Raw genomic sequence first — 16,863 nt, forward strand, 5'->3', positions numbered from 1 at the left:
AGATAACTGAATAACTGCCAGGTATTGAATTTTCAAGGTGCATAGGCTAAATCTATGTGCGAAGTTTGAGTCAATAATTTATGCAAACAAAAAAGAATGACGTATTATGCATTATCCTATAAGTCAGCGGTACCAATGACAACGCTGATACATATTGTGGACAAGTCAACAGTGAATCCTGGCGTGCTTACAATTGGGAAGTTGTGTGATGGATTTGGTATCACTTTAAAGGAATTTTTTGATTCGCCTGAATTTGAGAGCATAGAGCGTTTTGATATGTAAAAGGAATTAAATACCAACTTACTCTTTAAGGAGAAAAAGTAAAAAATAGCTCATGACAGATACAGCTGGCTGCTTTTGCAGCCAGCTGTAAAGCTATTGTATCAAAATAGTTTGATAAAAATTTTTTTAAATATATTTGATTGCTTTTGGAACATTACGTATAGACGGTAAATCTCTTAAGAGAAACTTGTAATTGATATAAAATTGTGCCTCTAAAAAATACGAGTACTTCCATAAATGGAAATAATTGGAAATTATAATAAGGTATAGTATAATAAAATAATACCGAATATGGGAGGAACAAAAGATGCAGGCTCAAGACATATTAGTTGAGAGAATCAATAATCTATGTAAACAAAAAAGAATGACATATTATGCGTTATCATATAAGTCAGCGGTGCCAATGACAACATTGATACATATTGTGGACAAATCAACGGTAAATCCGGGTGTACTGACGATTGGAAAATTATGTGACGGATTTGGCATTACGTTAAAAGAGTTTTTTGATTCCCCTGAATTTGAAAATATGGAACGTTTTGATATGTAAGCTGCTTTTCACACGCTAGCCAGAAGACGCTTGGAAAGTGACATATGTAACTGTTATCTATTATTTAATTTCCCGCTATTTTTCAAATTGACATCATATTATATATTTTTTATAATTGTTGATATCTATTGAAGAATTTGCCAGCAATAGCTTCTGAGTATAGGGAGTCAATAACTCCGCAGCCGGCAACGAGGCATCAATCTTGCAGCGCTGCAGAGCGCATGTTGCAAAGCATACGCTGCAAGGCAGCGTGGTATGTGACCTTCGCGGCAGCCGCCAAATGTTTATACGCAAGCATGCCTACTTGGCTCGTTGCTGGCGGGAATCAAGATAAGAGAATAAATGATGAAAAACAGGAAGGAAAGTATATGTTTATTATTCTGGGAATAAGTTTCTTGCTGTTAGTGGTATGTTTTGTAAATGATAAGAAAGAGGAGATTGATGCATGGATAAAGGGAACTATAGTTTGGTGCAGTCTTCTTTTTCTGCATATAGAGGTTTTTTCCTGTTTTTATATGTTAAATAAAGCTGCTGTTTTTTGCTTTTGGCTGGCGGTTGGGATTGGTGCAGTTGTTTATATCATAAAGACAGGAAAGCGAATAAGGATAGGAAAAATTGCGTCCACATTGTATAAAAAGGCGGTTTCCAACATTTTTTTTGTTATCTTATTTGGAATGATTTCCGTATTGGCGGTAGTGACAGTTCCATATAACTGGGATTCCATGACCTACCATATGCCGAGAGTTTTGCACTGGGTGCAGAATCAATCGGTAGCTCATTATGCAACCAACATTGTGCGGCAGACGGCAAGTCCGGTCTTTCACGAATTTATCTGCACGGAGCTTTATCTTCTTACCCAAAGCAGGGATGTTTTGTTCAATTTAATTCAGTGTGCCGCATTTTTTACAAACGCATGGATTATATTTGAGATAGCAAAAAAATTGGGATGTGAAGAAAAATATTGTAAGGCGGGCACTTTACTGTTTTGCGCTATGCCGATTGCCTTTGGAGAAGCGTTGACAACGCAGAATGATAATTTGGCGTGTGTTTTTTTCCTGATATATATTTATTATTTATTAGATTTCTTGCATAGGAAGGAAAAGATTGAGGATAATAGGGAAACCTGTGGCAAATGCATCTGTATGGCGGCATGCGTGGGGTTTGGCTATTTGACCAAACCTACGGTTTCTATGGGTATGGCCTTTTGGGCGGTAGTTCTTTTGGTTTTTTGCATTATCAGAAAAGATTCTGTAAAAACGATTATTAAGCTGATCTTTGCAGCGCTTCCCGTCATGATATTGTTGATGGCACCGGAAATGATTCGAAATATACGGACTTTTGGTGCAATACTTGCGCCCATTACAGGGGCAAGGCAGTTGGTGGGGACGCTGAACCCCAAATATCTGTTTGTGAATGGGCTCAAGAATTTATCTTTTAATCTGCCCACAATTTATATACCTGCCAGTAGTGAAATACTTGGAAAAATGATCTATTTGATTGCGGCAGTGTCAGGTGTGGATATTAACCACGAAAGTATTGCGGAAGACGGTAAGGAATTTATGCTCAGAGCAGGATCGGACTATGGGCATGATACTGCAGTTAATTTTACAATATTATTAACAGCAATAGTTTGCTTCTTGTGGTGTTTATATAGAAGGAAAGCAGTAGATAAATACCAAAAAACTTACACTTATGGGACGGTGGTTTCATTTGTCTGTATATGTATATTGATACGCTGGGAGCCGTTTGTATCAAGATATATGCTGCCTTATCTCGCTCTAATGTGTCCGATGGTGGCGGTTTGGGCGGAAGATATTTCGAAGAACTGCCGCAGTGAGGTGGTGAAAAGGTCATTTATGCCGATAATCTGCTGGATGGCCATATTAGATCTTATGTTGTTATTTTCTTATCACGGGGAAATTGTAGTAAAGCAGGGAATGTCCCGCCCATCCGCTTATTTTACCACCCGCGGATCTGTCAGGGATGAGTATTTAAATATCTGCTCATATCTGAAAGAGGCGGAAACTAAGAATATAGGGATTCTTCTGGGGGAAGATACGTATGAGTATCCAATACAATATATGCTTAAGCATAGTGTAGAACGTATAGAGCATGTTTTGGTGGGAAATGACACGGGAAAGTGTGAAGATCCATCTTTTGTACCGGATTATATTATTGCAGAAGAAATTTTTGCACAAGAAGAATTGGAAGTTGGAACCCACCGATATAAGAGGGTAGTGAATGGCGAGAACATGAATGTATATGAAATGATTCCGGGATTTTAAACGAAAAGAGCAGTTATGGGAGAAAATTTAAAATATGAAGACAGTATCGTTAATACTCACTACATACAATAGTGAAAATAATCTGAAGAAAACGCTCAAAAGTATAGAAGACCAGGACTATCCGCAAATTGAGGTGGTCATTAAAGATGGAGGTTCTTCGGATCATACGCTGAATATTATCCGGGAATATGAAGCGAAAAGCAGATACACAGTAAAGTGGACTACGGGAAAGGACAGTGGTATTTACGATGCAATGAATCAGGGTTATCCAATGGCATCTGGCGATATTATTGTATTTTTTAATGATTTATTCAGCAGTCCGCAGGCGGTATCCAAAATGGTTCGGTTAATGGAAGAACATCCTGAGTGTGTGGGTACGCATGCCGATTTGGTTTATGTATCAGAGGAAAAGATAATTAGACGTTGGAAAATGGGACCGCAAAAAAGCTTGTATTGGGGTTGGATTCCGGGACATCCGACTTTATTTTTGAAAAGAGAAATTTATGAAAAATATGGGCTTTATAATCCGGCCTATGTGATTGCAGCAGATTGTGAATTTATGATTCGTTTTTTGAAAGACAAAGGAAATCGCTTGGAATATTTACCGGAGACTATTGTAAAAATGTATTACGGAGGGACAAGCACCGTGAGTCTTAGCAGTTACTTGTTGTCTTTAAAGGAGGTGTATAGGGCGCTTAAGGATAATGGAATAAAAGGAGCCCTTTGGATTGATTTTATAAGAACTGTTCAGGTAATGATGCAATTTTTTCATTGAGTTTGAATTTGAGGATATAGATTATTTTGACTGCAATGGCTGTCTACGAAAAGGCTTTATTTTCAAGGGGTTAATCTATTAACTGCAGAGTGAATGGTAATGTGGAATTTTCTTCACTTCCGGATGATAAAGGTTATTTCTTCCTTCCACGGTCACCGCCGTTGATGATAAGATCGACAGATATAGTACGGTTTTACAGTTATGATTATGAGCGTAGTGAATACGGAGGGATTAAAAATGCAGGAACAAAATATATTAGTTGAGAGAATCAATAATTTATGCAAAGAAAAGAGAATGACATATGCTGCATTGTCATTTAGGTCGGAGGTGCCGATGACAACCCTGATGCATATTGTGGACAAATCAACAGCGAATCCGGGCATATTGACAGTCGGAAAATTGTGTGACGGGTTTGGGGTTACGTTAAAGGAATTTTTTGATTCTCCGGAATTTGAAAACATAGAGTATTCGGATATGTAGAAGAATTTTGTAAAGAATGCGGCTCAAAGCTATTTAATACAATAGGCTGGCGTGCAGAGCGTGACAGCCTTTGTATGGCTTTCGAGCCGTATTCATCTATTCTGTGAACAGTGTTTTTTTATCTTAAATTGGGATCGTATAAATAATAAGATGTTGCATAGCCGTAAGTACCCATTTCTTCATTTCCTGTTAAGGCCGGACATATTTCCATTACATTATTTAAAATACTTTCTATATTACAAGAGTTGGTAATATAGACGATCAAACTGCTGTCATTTTTGCAGGGGGAATTTTGCAAAGCCTGTATGTTATTAATATGGAAGAAAGTAATGCTTTTGTAATGAGAAGCCTCAAAAAAGGAAATGGCAGTTTCCCAGCCGGCATCGTAAATATATATAGCATTTTCATCCCGATGCTGCCCGGCTTTTTTTATGAGCTGTGCAGAATCAAGAAATAAATATTCCCATGTACAAATGCGCCAGCCGTTTACGGTCATAATCGTTAATAGAATGCAAAGAACTATTTTATCATATTTTTTATTCACGAGTTTTTTTATGATAATGTAGAGCAAACTGAAGGCATTTACCATAACTACGGCATAAATGGGCGATATGTATCTGCTTTCAAACATGACAGCCGTTTTGGTAATGAACAAAAAGTAACAAATGCAGGGGAAGGATGTTAAGATCCAAAGAATGTTTCTTTCCTTTTTTAATAGGATACTTTTGCGGGCAATTCCAATTATGATAAACAGAGTAATAGCTATCAATAAATATGTAAGGAATCCGCCAAATAGCTGGCTGTTCAGAAATTGATAAAAGGTTTTTAATCTTTCTATATATTCTATGATAGAAGTCTGTTTTAAGTTTTCAATTGACTGTTGTCCGCGATATCCTTCTTTTAAAAACATATGTTTAATCATACTGGGGAAAATCCAAGTGGATAGTCTTCCGGACAGAAGCATAAACAGGATAAACAGAACTGTATCTTTATAATTCTTTTTGATTAATAAATAGATACCGAATATTAAGGATAAGAAAAAGAGAAAAATGATAAAATAATAATGGGTTAAAGCGCCTGCAACAGAGGCTGGGATAATGGCAATATAGAATTTTCTGCTGCATCCTTTCAAAGCCGCCTGCATAAACAGTAATGTAATGAAAGTGACTTCAAACATAGCCATCACATACATTCTAAAAAAGGAGGCGGCAGACAGAATGCCTGCAGATAAGATGAATAGTATGGAGCCAAACAATACAGCTTGCTGGCTTTGTGTTAATTCATACAAAATGCGCCGTACAGTCCAAAGTGTCAGTAATGCAAAGAAGATATTAATCACACCTGCAAACCATATGCTGAATTTCCCTGTAAATATAGAACAGATCGTGTGAACGAAAGCATAATAGAGTGGCGGGTGGACATCGCCTGCCTGGTTTCTCCATACCATATCATAATCAAATCGGTTGTTCCTGTTGACTGCTACATATTCCAACCACGCGCTGCTGGCAGGCGTGTAAGTTTCTGCTTCCATGGGGGCCATCCAGCCTGTTGTATAGTTTGCTAATCCGTATGTTAGTATTTCATCAATATGCATATTTTGTTTATTAGATATCACAAAAAACATCAATAATGCAAATATTACATAAAGAAAAATATTCATATGCTGTAAAAGATTATATTTGCGCATACCAATCCCCTATTTTTGCCAGCCGCCCATAAATTTGTTTTCACTACTTAATAATATATTACACAAATCATATTGAAAGTCAATCAACGAAATAGCCGGTGTGAATTATGTTACTTTTCGTTACTATTCACGGCCTGGGGCCGCTCATAGTAACATTTGGGGCGATATTCCAAGTTTCGCTTCGTAAAAATCGCCCCTCACACCTGAATCACGTTCTCACGGAATGCGCAGTTAATGAGCATACCTGACCCGTGAAAAATAACTACTTTTCCAAGCGTGCTCTGGCCAACGTGTGAAAAGTAATTGAATTATAGGTATAAGAAGCCTGCATTGGTGGAAGTTGACTGCTGAACGGATAAATCGTACTTTGTGTAAGGTAATAAATCGTTTTCCTTTTCCTGAAAATAAAAAAGTTTAAGCTGTGTCCTGTTATAGGACAGGGAGGACGAAAAAGTATAATAAAATGTTTGTGTCAATATCAATGGAGACTAAATATGGCACGAATAGTTGATGAAGCACAAAATGTGGTGGGTGAAAAAATTAAAAAATACAGAATGGAAAGAAAATTAAGCCAAAAAGATCTTTCAGAGAAATTAGAAGTGTATGCAATCTATATTTGCAGGGGATCTATTTCAAGGATTGAGAGTCATGAGCGCACGGTGACAGATTTTGAGCTGCGGGCTATGGCAAAGGTCCTTAGCGTTTCCATTGAAGAACTGTATGAAGAAAAAACGATATAAAAATGTGTCTGACTGCGTTCGTGTACAAAAGGGAAAGGAGTAAGAAACAGATGGGAAAGAGAAGTGTAAAGAAAAAACTGCTGGCAATGATAATGAGTATTGGGATTTTGGGATTGGGTGGAGCAAGTTTCACTGCGCCGGAGGTACAGGCGGCAGAACCGCCGGTGATTTCTGATTTAAAAGTTTCGGAAAGTGGAGATGGACAAGGAATTATGGCCCAGTGCAGTTATCAAAATTACAATGATCAGAGCGGATGTGAGATGACGTTGTATCTTTACAGGAAAGAGGAAACAGGGCAGATATCCATTTTAGCGCGGCAAAAGCTTTCTTATGCTGTATCAGGAACTGGAAGTACAAGCGTTTATCAGGCACAGGAAGGAGTTTATTTTGCATCTGTGGGAATGAATTATGGCAGTGAAGCTGTGCAGACTTATTCGCAAAGCTATTACAGCGTAAAAATAAAAGATGGCAAAGTGGAAGTTACGGAAATTTCAGAGACTGATGGAGATGAAAATACAGGTAGTCAGAATAAAGCACCGAAGTCTGGCGGAGAGGAATCTAAAAGTACGGCGTGCCAGCATAACTTGGAGTATAAATGGGAAAGGCAGGCCACGGCAGGGCAGGACGGTCTGTTGGCATACCAATGCACGATATGCGGTGATGTGATAGATTACAAGGAAGCGCCTAATTCAGCTTTCAGCGTATTTTTAAAAGAAACAGCGGAAAAAATCAAAGGTGCACAGGCAAAGGAAGTTGTGATAGATACGGATCGCTGGATGAGCTTTGACAGGACAGTATTGGAGGCACTTGAAAGCCGGCGGGATGTGGCAGTAGATTTGTATTATCAATATCAGGGACAAAGATACAGTGTAAGGATTCCGGCAGGAGAAGACGTAAGTGGACTTGCGGACGAAAATGGATACTGTGGTTTTTTGTATTTGAGACAGGTATTTGATGAAGCAAGTCAAATAGGAGAATAAAAGCCGGATAAGAAACATAGAAAGAAACAATGAAATAAATGATTCAAAATTTAGAGACTGCTGCGACAGTCTCTTAAATTTTTTCATATATATTTTTTATTATACATATTTTTAACATACATATTATTAATATGTATTCACTATCAACGTAAACTTTGCTATAATACTACAGTGATTTGCAGAAAAACAAAAGTTTTCACACAACAAATTTGTGCTTGCGCCCAAATTTACGGGATGCTGGCAAGAATGGGGGATTAGTATGAGCGATTCGATTATGGTTAAAACTTATCTTGTCACTGGCGGAGCCGGATTCATAGGCTATTATCTTTCCAAAGCCTTATTAGAAAGAGGTATGGAGGTAGTTGGCCTTGATAATTTAAATGATTATTATGAAGTTTCCTTGAAAGAAGACCGTCTGGCAATCCTAAAGGAATATCCCCAATACCATTTTGTCAAGGCCGATCTTGCAGATAAAAGTGCAGTGTTTTCCATATTCGAAAATTTCAAACCGGAGATTGTGGTAAATCTTGCAGCCCAGGCAGGGGTGCGTTACAGCATAGATAATCCGGACGCATATATCAATTCAAATATAATAGGCTTCTACCACATTTTAGAGGCGTGCCGCCATTATCCGGTGGAGCATCTTGTGTTTGCATCTTCCAGCTCCGTCTATGGCGGAAATAAGAAGGTGCCTTTTTCTACGGAGGATAAGGTGGACAGGCCGGTAAGCCTGTATGCGGCTACGAAAAAGTCCAATGAGCTGATGGCCTATTCTTACAGCAAGCTGTATCAGATTCCTTTAACCGGACTGCGATTTTTTACTGTATATGGCCCTATGGGAAGGCCGGATATGGCGTACTTCAAGTTTGCAAAGAAGATTATGGCGGATGAGCCCATTCAGATTTATAATCATGGAGATATGCGCCGTGATTTTACGTATATTGACGATATTGTAAAGGGAATAGAAGGGGTCCTTGAAAGGCCTCCGGCGGCGGATGAAAATGGCGCTGCCTATAAGATTTACAATATAGGAAACAATAAGCCGGAAAAATTAATGGATTATATAGCAATGCTTGAAAAGTGTCTGGGGAAGGAAGCGAAAAAAGAGTATCTGCCTATGCAGCCCGGAGATGTGTATGAGACTTATGCGGATGTGCAGGACTTAATGAATGATTTCGGATTCAAACCATCTACCACGATTGAAGAAGGGCTTGGCAGGTTTGCAAAGTGGTTTTTGGAATATTATAAATAGGATTAAGCGCACGGGAATGGAGGACTGAAATGAAAATTACAGTGGCGGGAACTGGGTATGTAGGTTTGGTAGCAGGTGTATGCTTTGCGGAAAAAGGGTATGATGTAACCTGTGTGGATGTGGATGAAAAAAAGGTTGAAATGATGCGCCAGGGGATTTCTCCCATTTATGAAGAAGGTCTGGAGGAACTGATACGGAAGAATAATGCAGACGGAACCTTACATTTTACTACGGATTATAAATGTGCTTACAGGGATGCGGATGCTATTTTTATTGGCGTGGGGACGCCGGAGATGCCGAATGGCAGCGCTAATTTAAGCTATATTGCCACAGTTTCCAGGCAGATTGCGGAGACGGTTGAGAAGGATTGTCTGGTGGTGGTAAAATCCACAGTTCCAGTGGGCACCAATGATAAGGTAGAACAGTTTATTAAGGATTTTTTGGTGCATCATGTGAAGGTAGAGGTGGCCTCCAATCCTGAATTTTTGGCTCAGGGAACTGCTGTTCATGACACCTTGCATGCCGCCAGAATTATTATTGGAACGGAAAGTAAAGAGGCGGAGGAGCTGCTTACAAAAATATATGAGCCCTTTGGGCTGCCTATTGTTTCGGTAAAACGCCGTTCGGCGGAGATGATTAAGTATGCTTGTAATGATTTTCTGGCGCTAAAGATTTCTTATATGAATGATATTGCCAATTTGTGTGAGCTGGTGGGTGCGGATATTACGGATGTAGCGAAGGGAATGAGTTATGATGAGCGAATTGGCGCCCGGTTTTTGAATGCGGGAATTGGATTTGGGGGAAGCTGTTTTCCTAAGGATACGAAAGCGCTTAAATATTTGGCCAGAGAGCACGGCTACCAGCTTAAGACAGTGGAGGCCTGTGTAGATGTGAATGTTTCCCAGAAGACCAGACTGTTTGAAAAGGCAAAGGACAGGATGATTACGTTTAACGGCTTAAAAGTGGCGGTTTTGGGACTTACCTTTAAAGCGGGAACAGATGATTTACGGGAAGCTCCCTCGATTGATAATTTAAAGCTTTTACTGGCAGCAGGTGCGGATGTCTTTGCGTACGACCCTAAGGGCGCGGAACGGGCCGAAATGATTTTTCCGGTGGGAAAAGTAGAAAATGGAACCATGACATATGTATCTTCAGTGGGGGAAGCTTTAGACAAGGCTCATATATGCTTTGTATTTACGGAGTGGCCGGAGATCAAGGCGGTTATGCCTGTGGAATTTAAGGAAAGAATGCATACCCCTCTCGTATATGATGGCAGAAATCTTTATCCGATAGAAGCAATGAAAGAAGCAGGGGTAGAATATTACAGCATCGGGCGATAGGATGAAGAAAACATTAAGCAGCTCTAAGGCGTCAAAAACGCTGCCTGAGAGTTGCTTAATGTTTCAGAGAATACCCAAGATGCGGCGTCTAACAGCCGCATCTTTTATGAATGATATATCTGGGCCTTGCTTTGATTTCGTCATAGATTCTGGAAATATAATGACCGATAATGCCCAGGCTGATCATCAGAACGCTGCCGATAATCAGCTGCAACAGAATCACGGTGGTAAAGCCTTCTAAAGCAGAACCGGAAAAATATTTGTATAAGGACTGGATGCCAAGTGCAATGGACGCAATCAACATAATCCAGCCCATCAGGCTTACAAACTGCATGGGAGCGCCTGAAAAGGAAGTAATGTTTTGGATGGCATATTTGGTAAGGCTCCACATGGACCACTTAGAAGTGCCGATGGTGCGTTCCTGGACTTCGAAGGGAAGCGTGGTAGAACGGAAACCTACCCATGACGAAAGCGCCCGAAAGAAGGGAGACCGTTCCGGGAGAATTAAAAGTGCATCCACCGCTTTGCGGTCCATCAGTTTAAAATCAGAGGCTTTGGACATATCAATGCCGGTTGCCTTACTGATCATACAGTAAAAGGCATTGGCACAAAGGGTATGGAGGCAGCTTTCCTTTCCGCGGGAAGCTTTGACTCCTTCAATTACTTCGTAACCTTCCTGCCAAAGTTGATACATTTCGGGCAGCAGGGCAGGGGGATGCTGTAAGTCGCAGTCCATGATAACACAGCAGGCACCGGAGGAAGCCTCCAGCCCTGCAAAAATGGCCGCTTCTTTTCCAAAGTTTCTTGAAAAGGACAGGCCTTTTGCCTGGGGATATTCTCTTGAAAGCGTATGGATGCGATGGTATGTGGCGTCCTTGGAACCATCGTCAACAAAAATGATTTCAAAGGGAATGCAGGACGCATCCAGTATTTCTTTTATCACAGTAAAAGTTTTGGGTATATTATCCTGCTCATTATAGGAAGGTATAATAATTGAAAGCATTTGATTATCCTGCATCAGCGTATTTCTCCTCATAAATTAAAGTATATACGAGAAAAATAGTTTTAGCAATGCTATAGATATTAAGAATTCAAATTCTTTCTCGTCAAATAGTGCTATCTATGGTAGAATGTTTACGGGAAAATATGGGCCGTTGCGTGTAATCTACGGGAGGAAATGATGAAATGTATATTTTTCATATAGCGGCATTTCTGATTCTGATTTTATATATATCATGGAAATGTGAGATACGGCTGGTTGAAGCCGTTCCGGTAGGAAGTGCGATATTGATTCTTATGCTCTATGTCCTTTCTTTCTTTAGGATGCTGATGCTTTCGGATTATATCATGATTGCGGGAGTGGCTGTTACTGCCTTTTTTTTCGTGAAAATGTCAAAAGAACAACGCGGGGAAATTTTAAATTTTGTGCGGCAGGAACTTTTCAGTGCAAGTACATTGACGGCGCTTGGGTTGACGGTGGTGGTGGTTCTATGTGTAAATGAGCGGATCGTCAGTTGGTGGGATGATTATAATTTTTGGGCTACCGATGTGAAATCTATCTTTTATTTGGATGGTTTTGCGGACAAATATGCAAATGTGGCAACAGAGTTTGGAGATTATCCGCCTGGGACGCAAATGATAAAATGGTGGTTTTTGCACTTTTCACCAATTGAGTTTCGGGAGAACTTAATTTTTGCCGGTTATTATTTTATGAACCTGGCATTTTTGTTTCCGCTTTTAAAAAATCTGAAAAGAAGAAATATTTTTATCATGGTGGCTAGTGCACTGGCGCTTTGGCTCTTTCCGGCAGTGGTGGAAGTGATGTGGTATGAGGGATGCTGTGCGGACCTTACAATGGCTATAGTTTATGGAGCTTTTCTTGCGTCTGTGACAGATAGGGAGTGTGGGAATGCTTTTTATTATGGCAGGCAGGCGCTGTTTTTATCAGTGTTGGTTTTGTGTAAAAATACAGGTTTTGTCTGGGTGATTTTTGGGCTCATATTTAGTTTCGGCTATCATAGTTTGGTGTATAAGAGAGGAGAGAGAAGAAAAAAAGCGTTGCTTATCGTTATGGCTCTGCCGTTGTTGACGGAAATTTCGTGGCTGGGATTCTGCTTTCTCAATAAACGAGTGGCGGTGCTTACGGACCAGGCGATTCAAATGGCAGCAGGAAGTATGGGCATTCCCGATTACCAAGAGGAAATGGTAAAGGTATTTATACAGGCTTTTATCCGTTACCCTCTCCACAGATGGAATACCATAGCGGTAGATTTAAGTCCTTTAGGAATGTATTTACTGTTAATTCTTTTTGTTTTTCTGCTTTATCAATTTCATGTTGTGGATAAATATCTGGCAGTCTTTATGGAAATATTTTTTATTCTTTCCGGCATTTTGTTTTATTCGTTTAATTTAATCAGTCATTTGACAATCTTTGCAAGGGAAACTCAGTACCTGGATCCGGCCACGATGATTTTGTCCATAGAAAGATATGGGGCGCCGTTTTTTATAGGGGGAATGTATCTGACAGCTTATTTTGCTTTGAATAGCCGTAAGCAGGTGACGGGGGCGGTTTTATGCATAATATTTGTATTTCTTACTACGGATTATGCAAGCGCGTATTATGCGGTGAATGGTTATAAAAAAGAGATAAATAGCAAATTGGCGGTACGTAAAGAAAGAGTGGATGAATCGGCAGAAGAATTCTTGCGGGCAATAGGCGCCGGGCAAAGAGGAAGTATCGGGCGTGTATTATATTTATGTGATATTGCAGATGTAAATAAAGGCAATTATACTTTCATAAACTTTGAAGCGGCGCCGGTGTCGGTTATGTATAAAGGTATAGATAGGGAAACAATGAACAGTGAAGACATTGCAGAGGCCGTCAGGAAGGCACATGCAGGTTTTTTATATATAAATCCATTATCTGATAGTGGAGAAGAATTGTTTCGGCCTTTTATAAAGGATGAAAAATTAGAATATAATTGTTTATATCGGGTATGCGAAGAAGATGGTGTCATGCATTGGGAAAAATATATAGGCGGATGAAATTAGCCTGAAAAAGGTAATTTATGAATTCTACAGTTGATGTATAATTGAGAAATGGGATTGGATGGATGATATGGAACAAGAGACAGCAAGATGGAGAGTGCCCATCATAATTCCCTCTTATGAGCCGGATGAAAAGCTTTCCGGCTTGCTGAAAAAATTGAGGAAGAAGGGTTTTCAAAATATTATATTGGTGGATGATGGAAGCGGGGAAAAATATGCAAATCTTTTTGCGGAGGCAGAGGAAGTGTATGGATGTAAGGTTTTACATCATGCAATTAACCGTGGGAAAGGATGTGCTTTAAAAACAGCCTTTGATTATTGCCTTCAAAAATGGGAAGAAATGCCGGGAGTAATAACAGCGGACTCGGATGGACAGCATTCTCCGGAATGTATACTGGCATGTGTGGATGCGATGCTCGCGAACCCGAATGCGTTAGTCTTAGGCTGCAGATGTTTTGAAGGGGAAGATGTGCCGGCAAGATCAGAATTTGGCAATAAATGTACAAGAATTGTAATGAAGTATTTAACGGGTATTACGGTTTCAGATACCCAGACAGGTCTTCGGGGAATTCCTGCTAACTTTATGGAACGGCTTCTTACCGTTAACGGAGAGCGTTTTGAATTTGAAACGAATATGCTTCTTGAGACGAAAAAAAGGGGGATTCCCATTGTAGAAGTGCCGATCCAAACCATATATATAGAAGAAAATAAAACTAGCCATTTTAATCCCATCAGGGATTCTTTGAAAATATATATGATTTTTGGAAAATTTCTTTTTTCCTCGCTCAGTTCCTGTATAATCGATTTGGTGTTATTTTCAATGTTCTGCTTTTTTATGAGGGATATGCAGTGGGGGGATTTGACTTATATTATGCTGGCTACTGTTTTGGCAAGGATTCTCTCGGCACTTTATAATTACCTGATTAATTTAAAAATCGTATTTCAGAGTGAAAGTTCGGTAAAGACTTCATTGCCCCGTTATGCGTTGCTTGCAGTGGTGCAAATGCTGCTGAGCGGTTTCCTGGTGGATAGATTACATTCCGTATTTGGCGGTGTGGAGGTGTTAACGAAAATACCCGTGGATGTGTTATTATTCTTTTTAAGTTTTGTGATTCAGCGGGAATTTGTTTATACACAAAAGTGTGAAAAGTAAATCTAAAACAGTAAAAACGTGGCTGGTGCAGTACCGCAAGCATAGCTTGCGATACAGGACAATAGGCGCTGCCTGTTGTATGCAGGGAGTATAAGAATCGTAAAATAAAGGATTAGGTTATGGTGCAGAGGTACGACAAAATAATAATCGGAGCTGGTTTATACGGTTTATATGGGGCGAGATTCTGTGCACAAAGGGGGCAGCATGTTTTAGTGCTTGAATATGATAAGGAGCCTTTTGGCCGAGCCACCTATATCAATCAGGCAAGGGTGCATATGGGATACCACTATCCCAGGAGTCTTACCACGGCAGTAAAATCGGCGGGATATTTCAGGCGTTTTGTGGAAGATTTTGGCTTTTGTATTCACGATGCGTTTGAGCAGATTTATGCGACATCGGACAAGTTTTCATGGACCAGTGCAAAGCAGTTTCAGGAGTTCTGTAAAGCGGCGGATATAAAATGTGAGGAAGCGGCAGCCTCTAAGTATTTTAAACCGGGGATGTGCGATGGGGCTTTTCTTACGGAAGAATATACTTACGATGCGAAGGTTCTGCAGCATTTTTTTGAGAATGAACTAAACGAGAACACCAATGTGGAAATAGAATATGGCGTCCGGATCAAGAGGCTTGTTAAGCTTGAGAAGTCTTTTAGGGTGGAAGTGGAGGATGGAAAGTGTTTTGAGGCGCCTTATGTGCTGAATGCCACTTATGCTTCTGTGAACCAGGTGATTGACAGGGTAGAGGGAGTAGAAAAGGAATTTTTTGGAATAAAGTATGAGCTGTGCGAGATTATTTTGTGCAAGCCCTCCGATGCTTTGAAGAAAATCGGAATTACCGTAATGGACGGGCCATTCTTTTCCATCATGCCCTTTGGGCAGACGGGCCTGCATTCTCTGACAGCGGTAACCTTTACACCTCATGTGACCAGCTATGAGCCGAAACCGAAATTCTCCTGCCAGAAGGGAATGGAGCAGGGGAAAAATAAATGTACGCCGGACGAACTGGGGAATTGCAGCGAATGTCCTCATAAGCCGGATTCCGCATGGCCTTACATGTCTCATTTGGCGGATAAATACATGAAGCCGGAGTATGGCTATTCTTATATGCAGTCTTTGTATTCTATGAAGCCGATTTTAAAAAGCTCGGAGGTGGATGATTCCAGGCCTACGGCAATCAGGGTAATGAGCAGGGAGCCGGTATTTGTAAGTGTCTTATCAGGAAAAATCAACACGGTTTATGATTTGGATGAATATTTGGTAATGGAATAGAAAATGATTTAAAAATAGTATGGAGGAATCTATGGGGAGTGAAAATGTAAGTAAAAAAGAAAAAAAGTTTATATCGCTGGTGGTTTACCTACATGACGCAGCTCCTTATGTCAAGTATTTCTTAAATACAATTATTCCTGTGGTTGAGGAAAATTTCCAGCAGTTTGAGCTGGTATGCGTAGACGATGACTGTCAGGACGGCACAGTGGAAGTTTTGCGGGATTATGTGGAAAACAGACAGTTTGGGGCTATGGTAAATGTGGTGCATATGAGCTTTTTTCAGGGACTGGAAAGTGCTATGAACGCAGGCAGGGACATAGCGATTGGCGATTTTGTTTATGAGTTTGATGATATTTTTGTGGATTATAATCCTGAGGTAGTGATGACTGTCTACAATAAGCTGCTTGAGGGAAATGATATTGTGGCCGCCAGCAGTAAGGGAAAGCTCCGCATTACGTCAAGGCTGTTTTATGCTCTTTACAATAAAACCAGCAGGGGAGAGACCAAAATTGGGCCAGAGACCTTCAGGTTAGTCTCCAGAAGAGCAATCAACAGGATTAAATCTATGGGACAGTATATTCCATATAGAAAAGCTGTGTACATGAATTGCGGTTTAAATACCACAACAATTCATTATGACAGTACGGATGTGGATGTGAGAGTGAAAAATAAAAGTGTGGTTTCGGAGAGAACCACACTTGCCCTTGATTCCTTTATTTATTTTACAAATGTATTGGAGAGAATTTCTGCAATTGTATGCGGTCTGTTTTTGTTAGTGACAATTGGAGTGGGATTTTATATTTTCTCCGACCTTTTTATGGGAAAGCAGACGGTGGAAGGGTGGTTTTCTACTATGGGCTTTTTAGCGTTGGGTTTTTTTGGTGTGTTTGCGCTGCTAACAATTATATTAAAATATTTGTCTGTTATGCTGAATTTGATTTTTAAGCAGCAGAGATATTTGGTTTCTGACATAGAAAAGGTGGTAAAGCGTTAAAAGAGGCCAAGAGCAGCGGCGAAGGGAAG

The 16,863-nt window shown here is 40.0% G+C and carries 15 protein-coding genes; 13 read left to right on the forward strand and 2 right to left on the reverse strand.

Annotated elements, in window-relative coordinates:
• Positions 1-96: 96 nt before the first annotated feature.
• From D5281_RS08870 to D5281_RS08890, 5 genes are all read left to right on the forward strand, one after another.
• Positions 97-282 carry an XRE family transcriptional regulator gene (locus D5281_RS08870; protein ID WP_160559809.1) on the forward strand — a complete coding sequence of 62 codons (186 nt, stop codon included), beginning with the start codon at positions 97-99 and terminating at the stop codon, positions 280-282.
• 307 nt (positions 283-589) lie between these two features.
• The gene (locus D5281_RS08875; protein WP_160559810.1) at positions 590-832 is read left to right on the forward strand and encodes a helix-turn-helix domain-containing protein; all 243 of its coding nucleotides are present in this window, start codon (positions 590-592) and stop codon (positions 830-832) included.
• Positions 833-1,200: 368 nt separating this feature from the next.
• On the forward strand, positions 1,201-3,117 hold the full coding sequence (locus tag D5281_RS08880) for a hypothetical protein (protein WP_160559811.1): 1,917 nt from the start codon (positions 1,201-1,203) through the stop codon (positions 3,115-3,117).
• A 34-nt stretch (positions 3,118-3,151) separates the two neighbouring features.
• Positions 3,152-3,892 (forward strand): glycosyltransferase family 2 protein, encoded by a 741-nt coding sequence (locus tag D5281_RS08885; protein WP_160559812.1) that lies wholly within the window; start codon positions 3,152-3,154, stop codon positions 3,890-3,892.
• Between the two features lie 237 nt (positions 3,893-4,129).
• Entirely contained in the window at positions 4,130-4,372 is a 243-nt protein-coding gene (locus D5281_RS08890; protein WP_160559813.1) for a helix-turn-helix domain-containing protein, read from the forward strand.
• Positions 4,373-4,490: 118 nt separating this feature from the next.
• On the opposite strand, the gene D5281_RS08895 is transcribed toward D5281_RS08890, so the two are convergent.
• Entirely contained in the window at positions 4,491-5,903 is a 1,413-nt protein-coding gene (locus D5281_RS08895; protein ID WP_160559814.1) for a glycosyltransferase family 39 protein, read from the reverse strand.
• A gap of 650 nt (positions 5,904-6,553) precedes the next feature.
• Here D5281_RS08895 and D5281_RS08900 point away from each other — a divergent pair.
• The 4 genes from D5281_RS08900 to D5281_RS08915 all read left to right on the forward strand — a co-directional run bounded on the left by D5281_RS08900 (position 6,554) and on the right by D5281_RS08915 (position 10,371).
• The gene (locus tag D5281_RS08900; protein WP_160559815.1) at positions 6,554-6,799 is read left to right on the forward strand and encodes a helix-turn-helix domain-containing protein; all 246 of its coding nucleotides are present in this window, start codon (positions 6,554-6,556) and stop codon (positions 6,797-6,799) included.
• Between the two features lie 50 nt (positions 6,800-6,849).
• The gene (locus D5281_RS08905; RefSeq protein WP_160559816.1) at positions 6,850-7,779 is read left to right on the forward strand and encodes a hypothetical protein; all 930 of its coding nucleotides are present in this window, start codon (positions 6,850-6,852) and stop codon (positions 7,777-7,779) included.
• Positions 7,780-8,038: 259 nt separating this feature from the next.
• A complete protein-coding gene (locus D5281_RS08910; protein WP_160559817.1) occupies positions 8,039-9,031 on the forward strand; it encodes an NAD-dependent epimerase in 993 nt (330 codons plus the stop codon).
• A gap of 29 nt (positions 9,032-9,060) precedes the next feature.
• Positions 9,061-10,371 carry a UDP-glucose dehydrogenase family protein gene (locus D5281_RS08915; protein ID WP_160559818.1) on the forward strand — a complete coding sequence of 437 codons (1,311 nt, stop codon included), beginning with the start codon at positions 9,061-9,063 and terminating at the stop codon, positions 10,369-10,371.
• An 88-nt stretch (positions 10,372-10,459) separates the two neighbouring features.
• Here the strand turns inward: D5281_RS08915 and D5281_RS08920 are convergent, their stop codons facing one another.
• The gene (locus D5281_RS08920) at positions 10,460-11,389 is read right to left on the reverse strand and encodes a glycosyltransferase family 2 protein (RefSeq protein WP_160559819.1); all 930 of its coding nucleotides are present in this window, start codon (positions 11,387-11,389) and stop codon (positions 10,460-10,462) included.
• Positions 11,390-11,556: 167 nt separating this feature from the next.
• Here D5281_RS08920 and D5281_RS08925 point away from each other — a divergent pair, with 167 nt between their 5' ends.
• From D5281_RS08925 to D5281_RS08940, 4 genes are all read left to right on the forward strand, one after another.
• Positions 11,557-13,416 carry a hypothetical protein gene (locus D5281_RS08925; protein WP_160559820.1) on the forward strand — a complete coding sequence of 620 codons (1,860 nt, stop codon included), beginning with the start codon at positions 11,557-11,559 and terminating at the stop codon, positions 13,414-13,416.
• A gap of 73 nt (positions 13,417-13,489) precedes the next feature.
• Positions 13,490-14,572 (forward strand): glycosyltransferase, encoded by a 1,083-nt coding sequence (locus D5281_RS08930; protein ID WP_160559821.1) that lies wholly within the window; start codon positions 13,490-13,492, stop codon positions 14,570-14,572.
• A gap of 119 nt (positions 14,573-14,691) precedes the next feature.
• Positions 14,692-15,840 carry an FAD-dependent oxidoreductase gene (locus tag D5281_RS08935; protein ID WP_160559822.1) on the forward strand — a complete coding sequence of 383 codons (1,149 nt, stop codon included), beginning with the start codon at positions 14,692-14,694 and terminating at the stop codon, positions 15,838-15,840.
• Between the two features lie 31 nt (positions 15,841-15,871).
• Complete coding sequence (locus D5281_RS08940) at positions 15,872-16,834, forward strand: glycosyltransferase (RefSeq protein WP_160559823.1); 963 nt, start codon at positions 15,872-15,874, stop codon at positions 16,832-16,834.
• The last annotated feature ends 29 nt before the right edge of the window (positions 16,835-16,863 follow it).

Source organism: Parablautia muri (genome assembly GCF_009917485.1).
GTDB lineage: Bacteria > Bacillota > Clostridia > Lachnospirales > Lachnospiraceae > Suilimivivens > Suilimivivens muri.

What these genes read in the sequence shown, in the direction of transcription:
- D5281_RS08925 (WP_160559820.1), top strand. Translation starts at nt 11,557, where the DNA reads ATGTATATTTTTCATATAGCGGCATTTCTGATTCTGATTTTATATATA.
- D5281_RS08870 (WP_160559809.1), top strand. Translation starts at nt 97, where the DNA reads ATGACGTATTATGCATTATCCTATAAGTCAGCGGTACCAATGACAACG.
- D5281_RS08935 (WP_160559822.1), top strand. Translation starts at nt 14,692, where the DNA reads ATGGTGCAGAGGTACGACAAAATAATAATCGGAGCTGGTTTATACGGT.
- D5281_RS08910 (WP_160559817.1), top strand. Translation starts at nt 8,039, where the DNA reads ATGAGCGATTCGATTATGGTTAAAACTTATCTTGTCACTGGCGGAGCC.
- D5281_RS08930 (WP_160559821.1), top strand. Translation starts at nt 13,490, where the DNA reads ATGGAACAAGAGACAGCAAGATGGAGAGTGCCCATCATAATTCCCTCT.
- D5281_RS08915 (WP_160559818.1), top strand. Translation starts at nt 9,061, where the DNA reads ATGAAAATTACAGTGGCGGGAACTGGGTATGTAGGTTTGGTAGCAGGT.
- D5281_RS08940 (WP_160559823.1), top strand. Translation starts at nt 15,872, where the DNA reads ATGGGGAGTGAAAATGTAAGTAAAAAAGAAAAAAAGTTTATATCGCTG.
- D5281_RS08875 (WP_160559810.1), top strand. Translation starts at nt 590, where the DNA reads ATGCAGGCTCAAGACATATTAGTTGAGAGAATCAATAATCTATGTAAA.
- D5281_RS08885 (WP_160559812.1), top strand. Translation starts at nt 3,152, where the DNA reads ATGAAGACAGTATCGTTAATACTCACTACATACAATAGTGAAAATAAT.
- D5281_RS08920 (WP_160559819.1), bottom strand. Translation starts at nt 11,389, where the DNA reads ATGCAGGATAATCAAATGCTTTCAATTATTATACCTTCCTATAATGAG.
- D5281_RS08880 (WP_160559811.1), top strand. Translation starts at nt 1,201, where the DNA reads ATGTTTATTATTCTGGGAATAAGTTTCTTGCTGTTAGTGGTATGTTTT.
- D5281_RS08905 (WP_160559816.1), top strand. Translation starts at nt 6,850, where the DNA reads ATGGGAAAGAGAAGTGTAAAGAAAAAACTGCTGGCAATGATAATGAGT.
- D5281_RS08895 (WP_160559814.1), bottom strand. Translation starts at nt 5,903, where the DNA reads ATGGAAGCAGAAACTTACACGCCTGCCAGCAGCGCGTGGTTGGAATAT.
- D5281_RS08900 (WP_160559815.1), top strand. Translation starts at nt 6,554, where the DNA reads ATGGCACGAATAGTTGATGAAGCACAAAATGTGGTGGGTGAAAAAATT.
- D5281_RS08890 (WP_160559813.1), top strand. Translation starts at nt 4,130, where the DNA reads ATGCAGGAACAAAATATATTAGTTGAGAGAATCAATAATTTATGCAAA.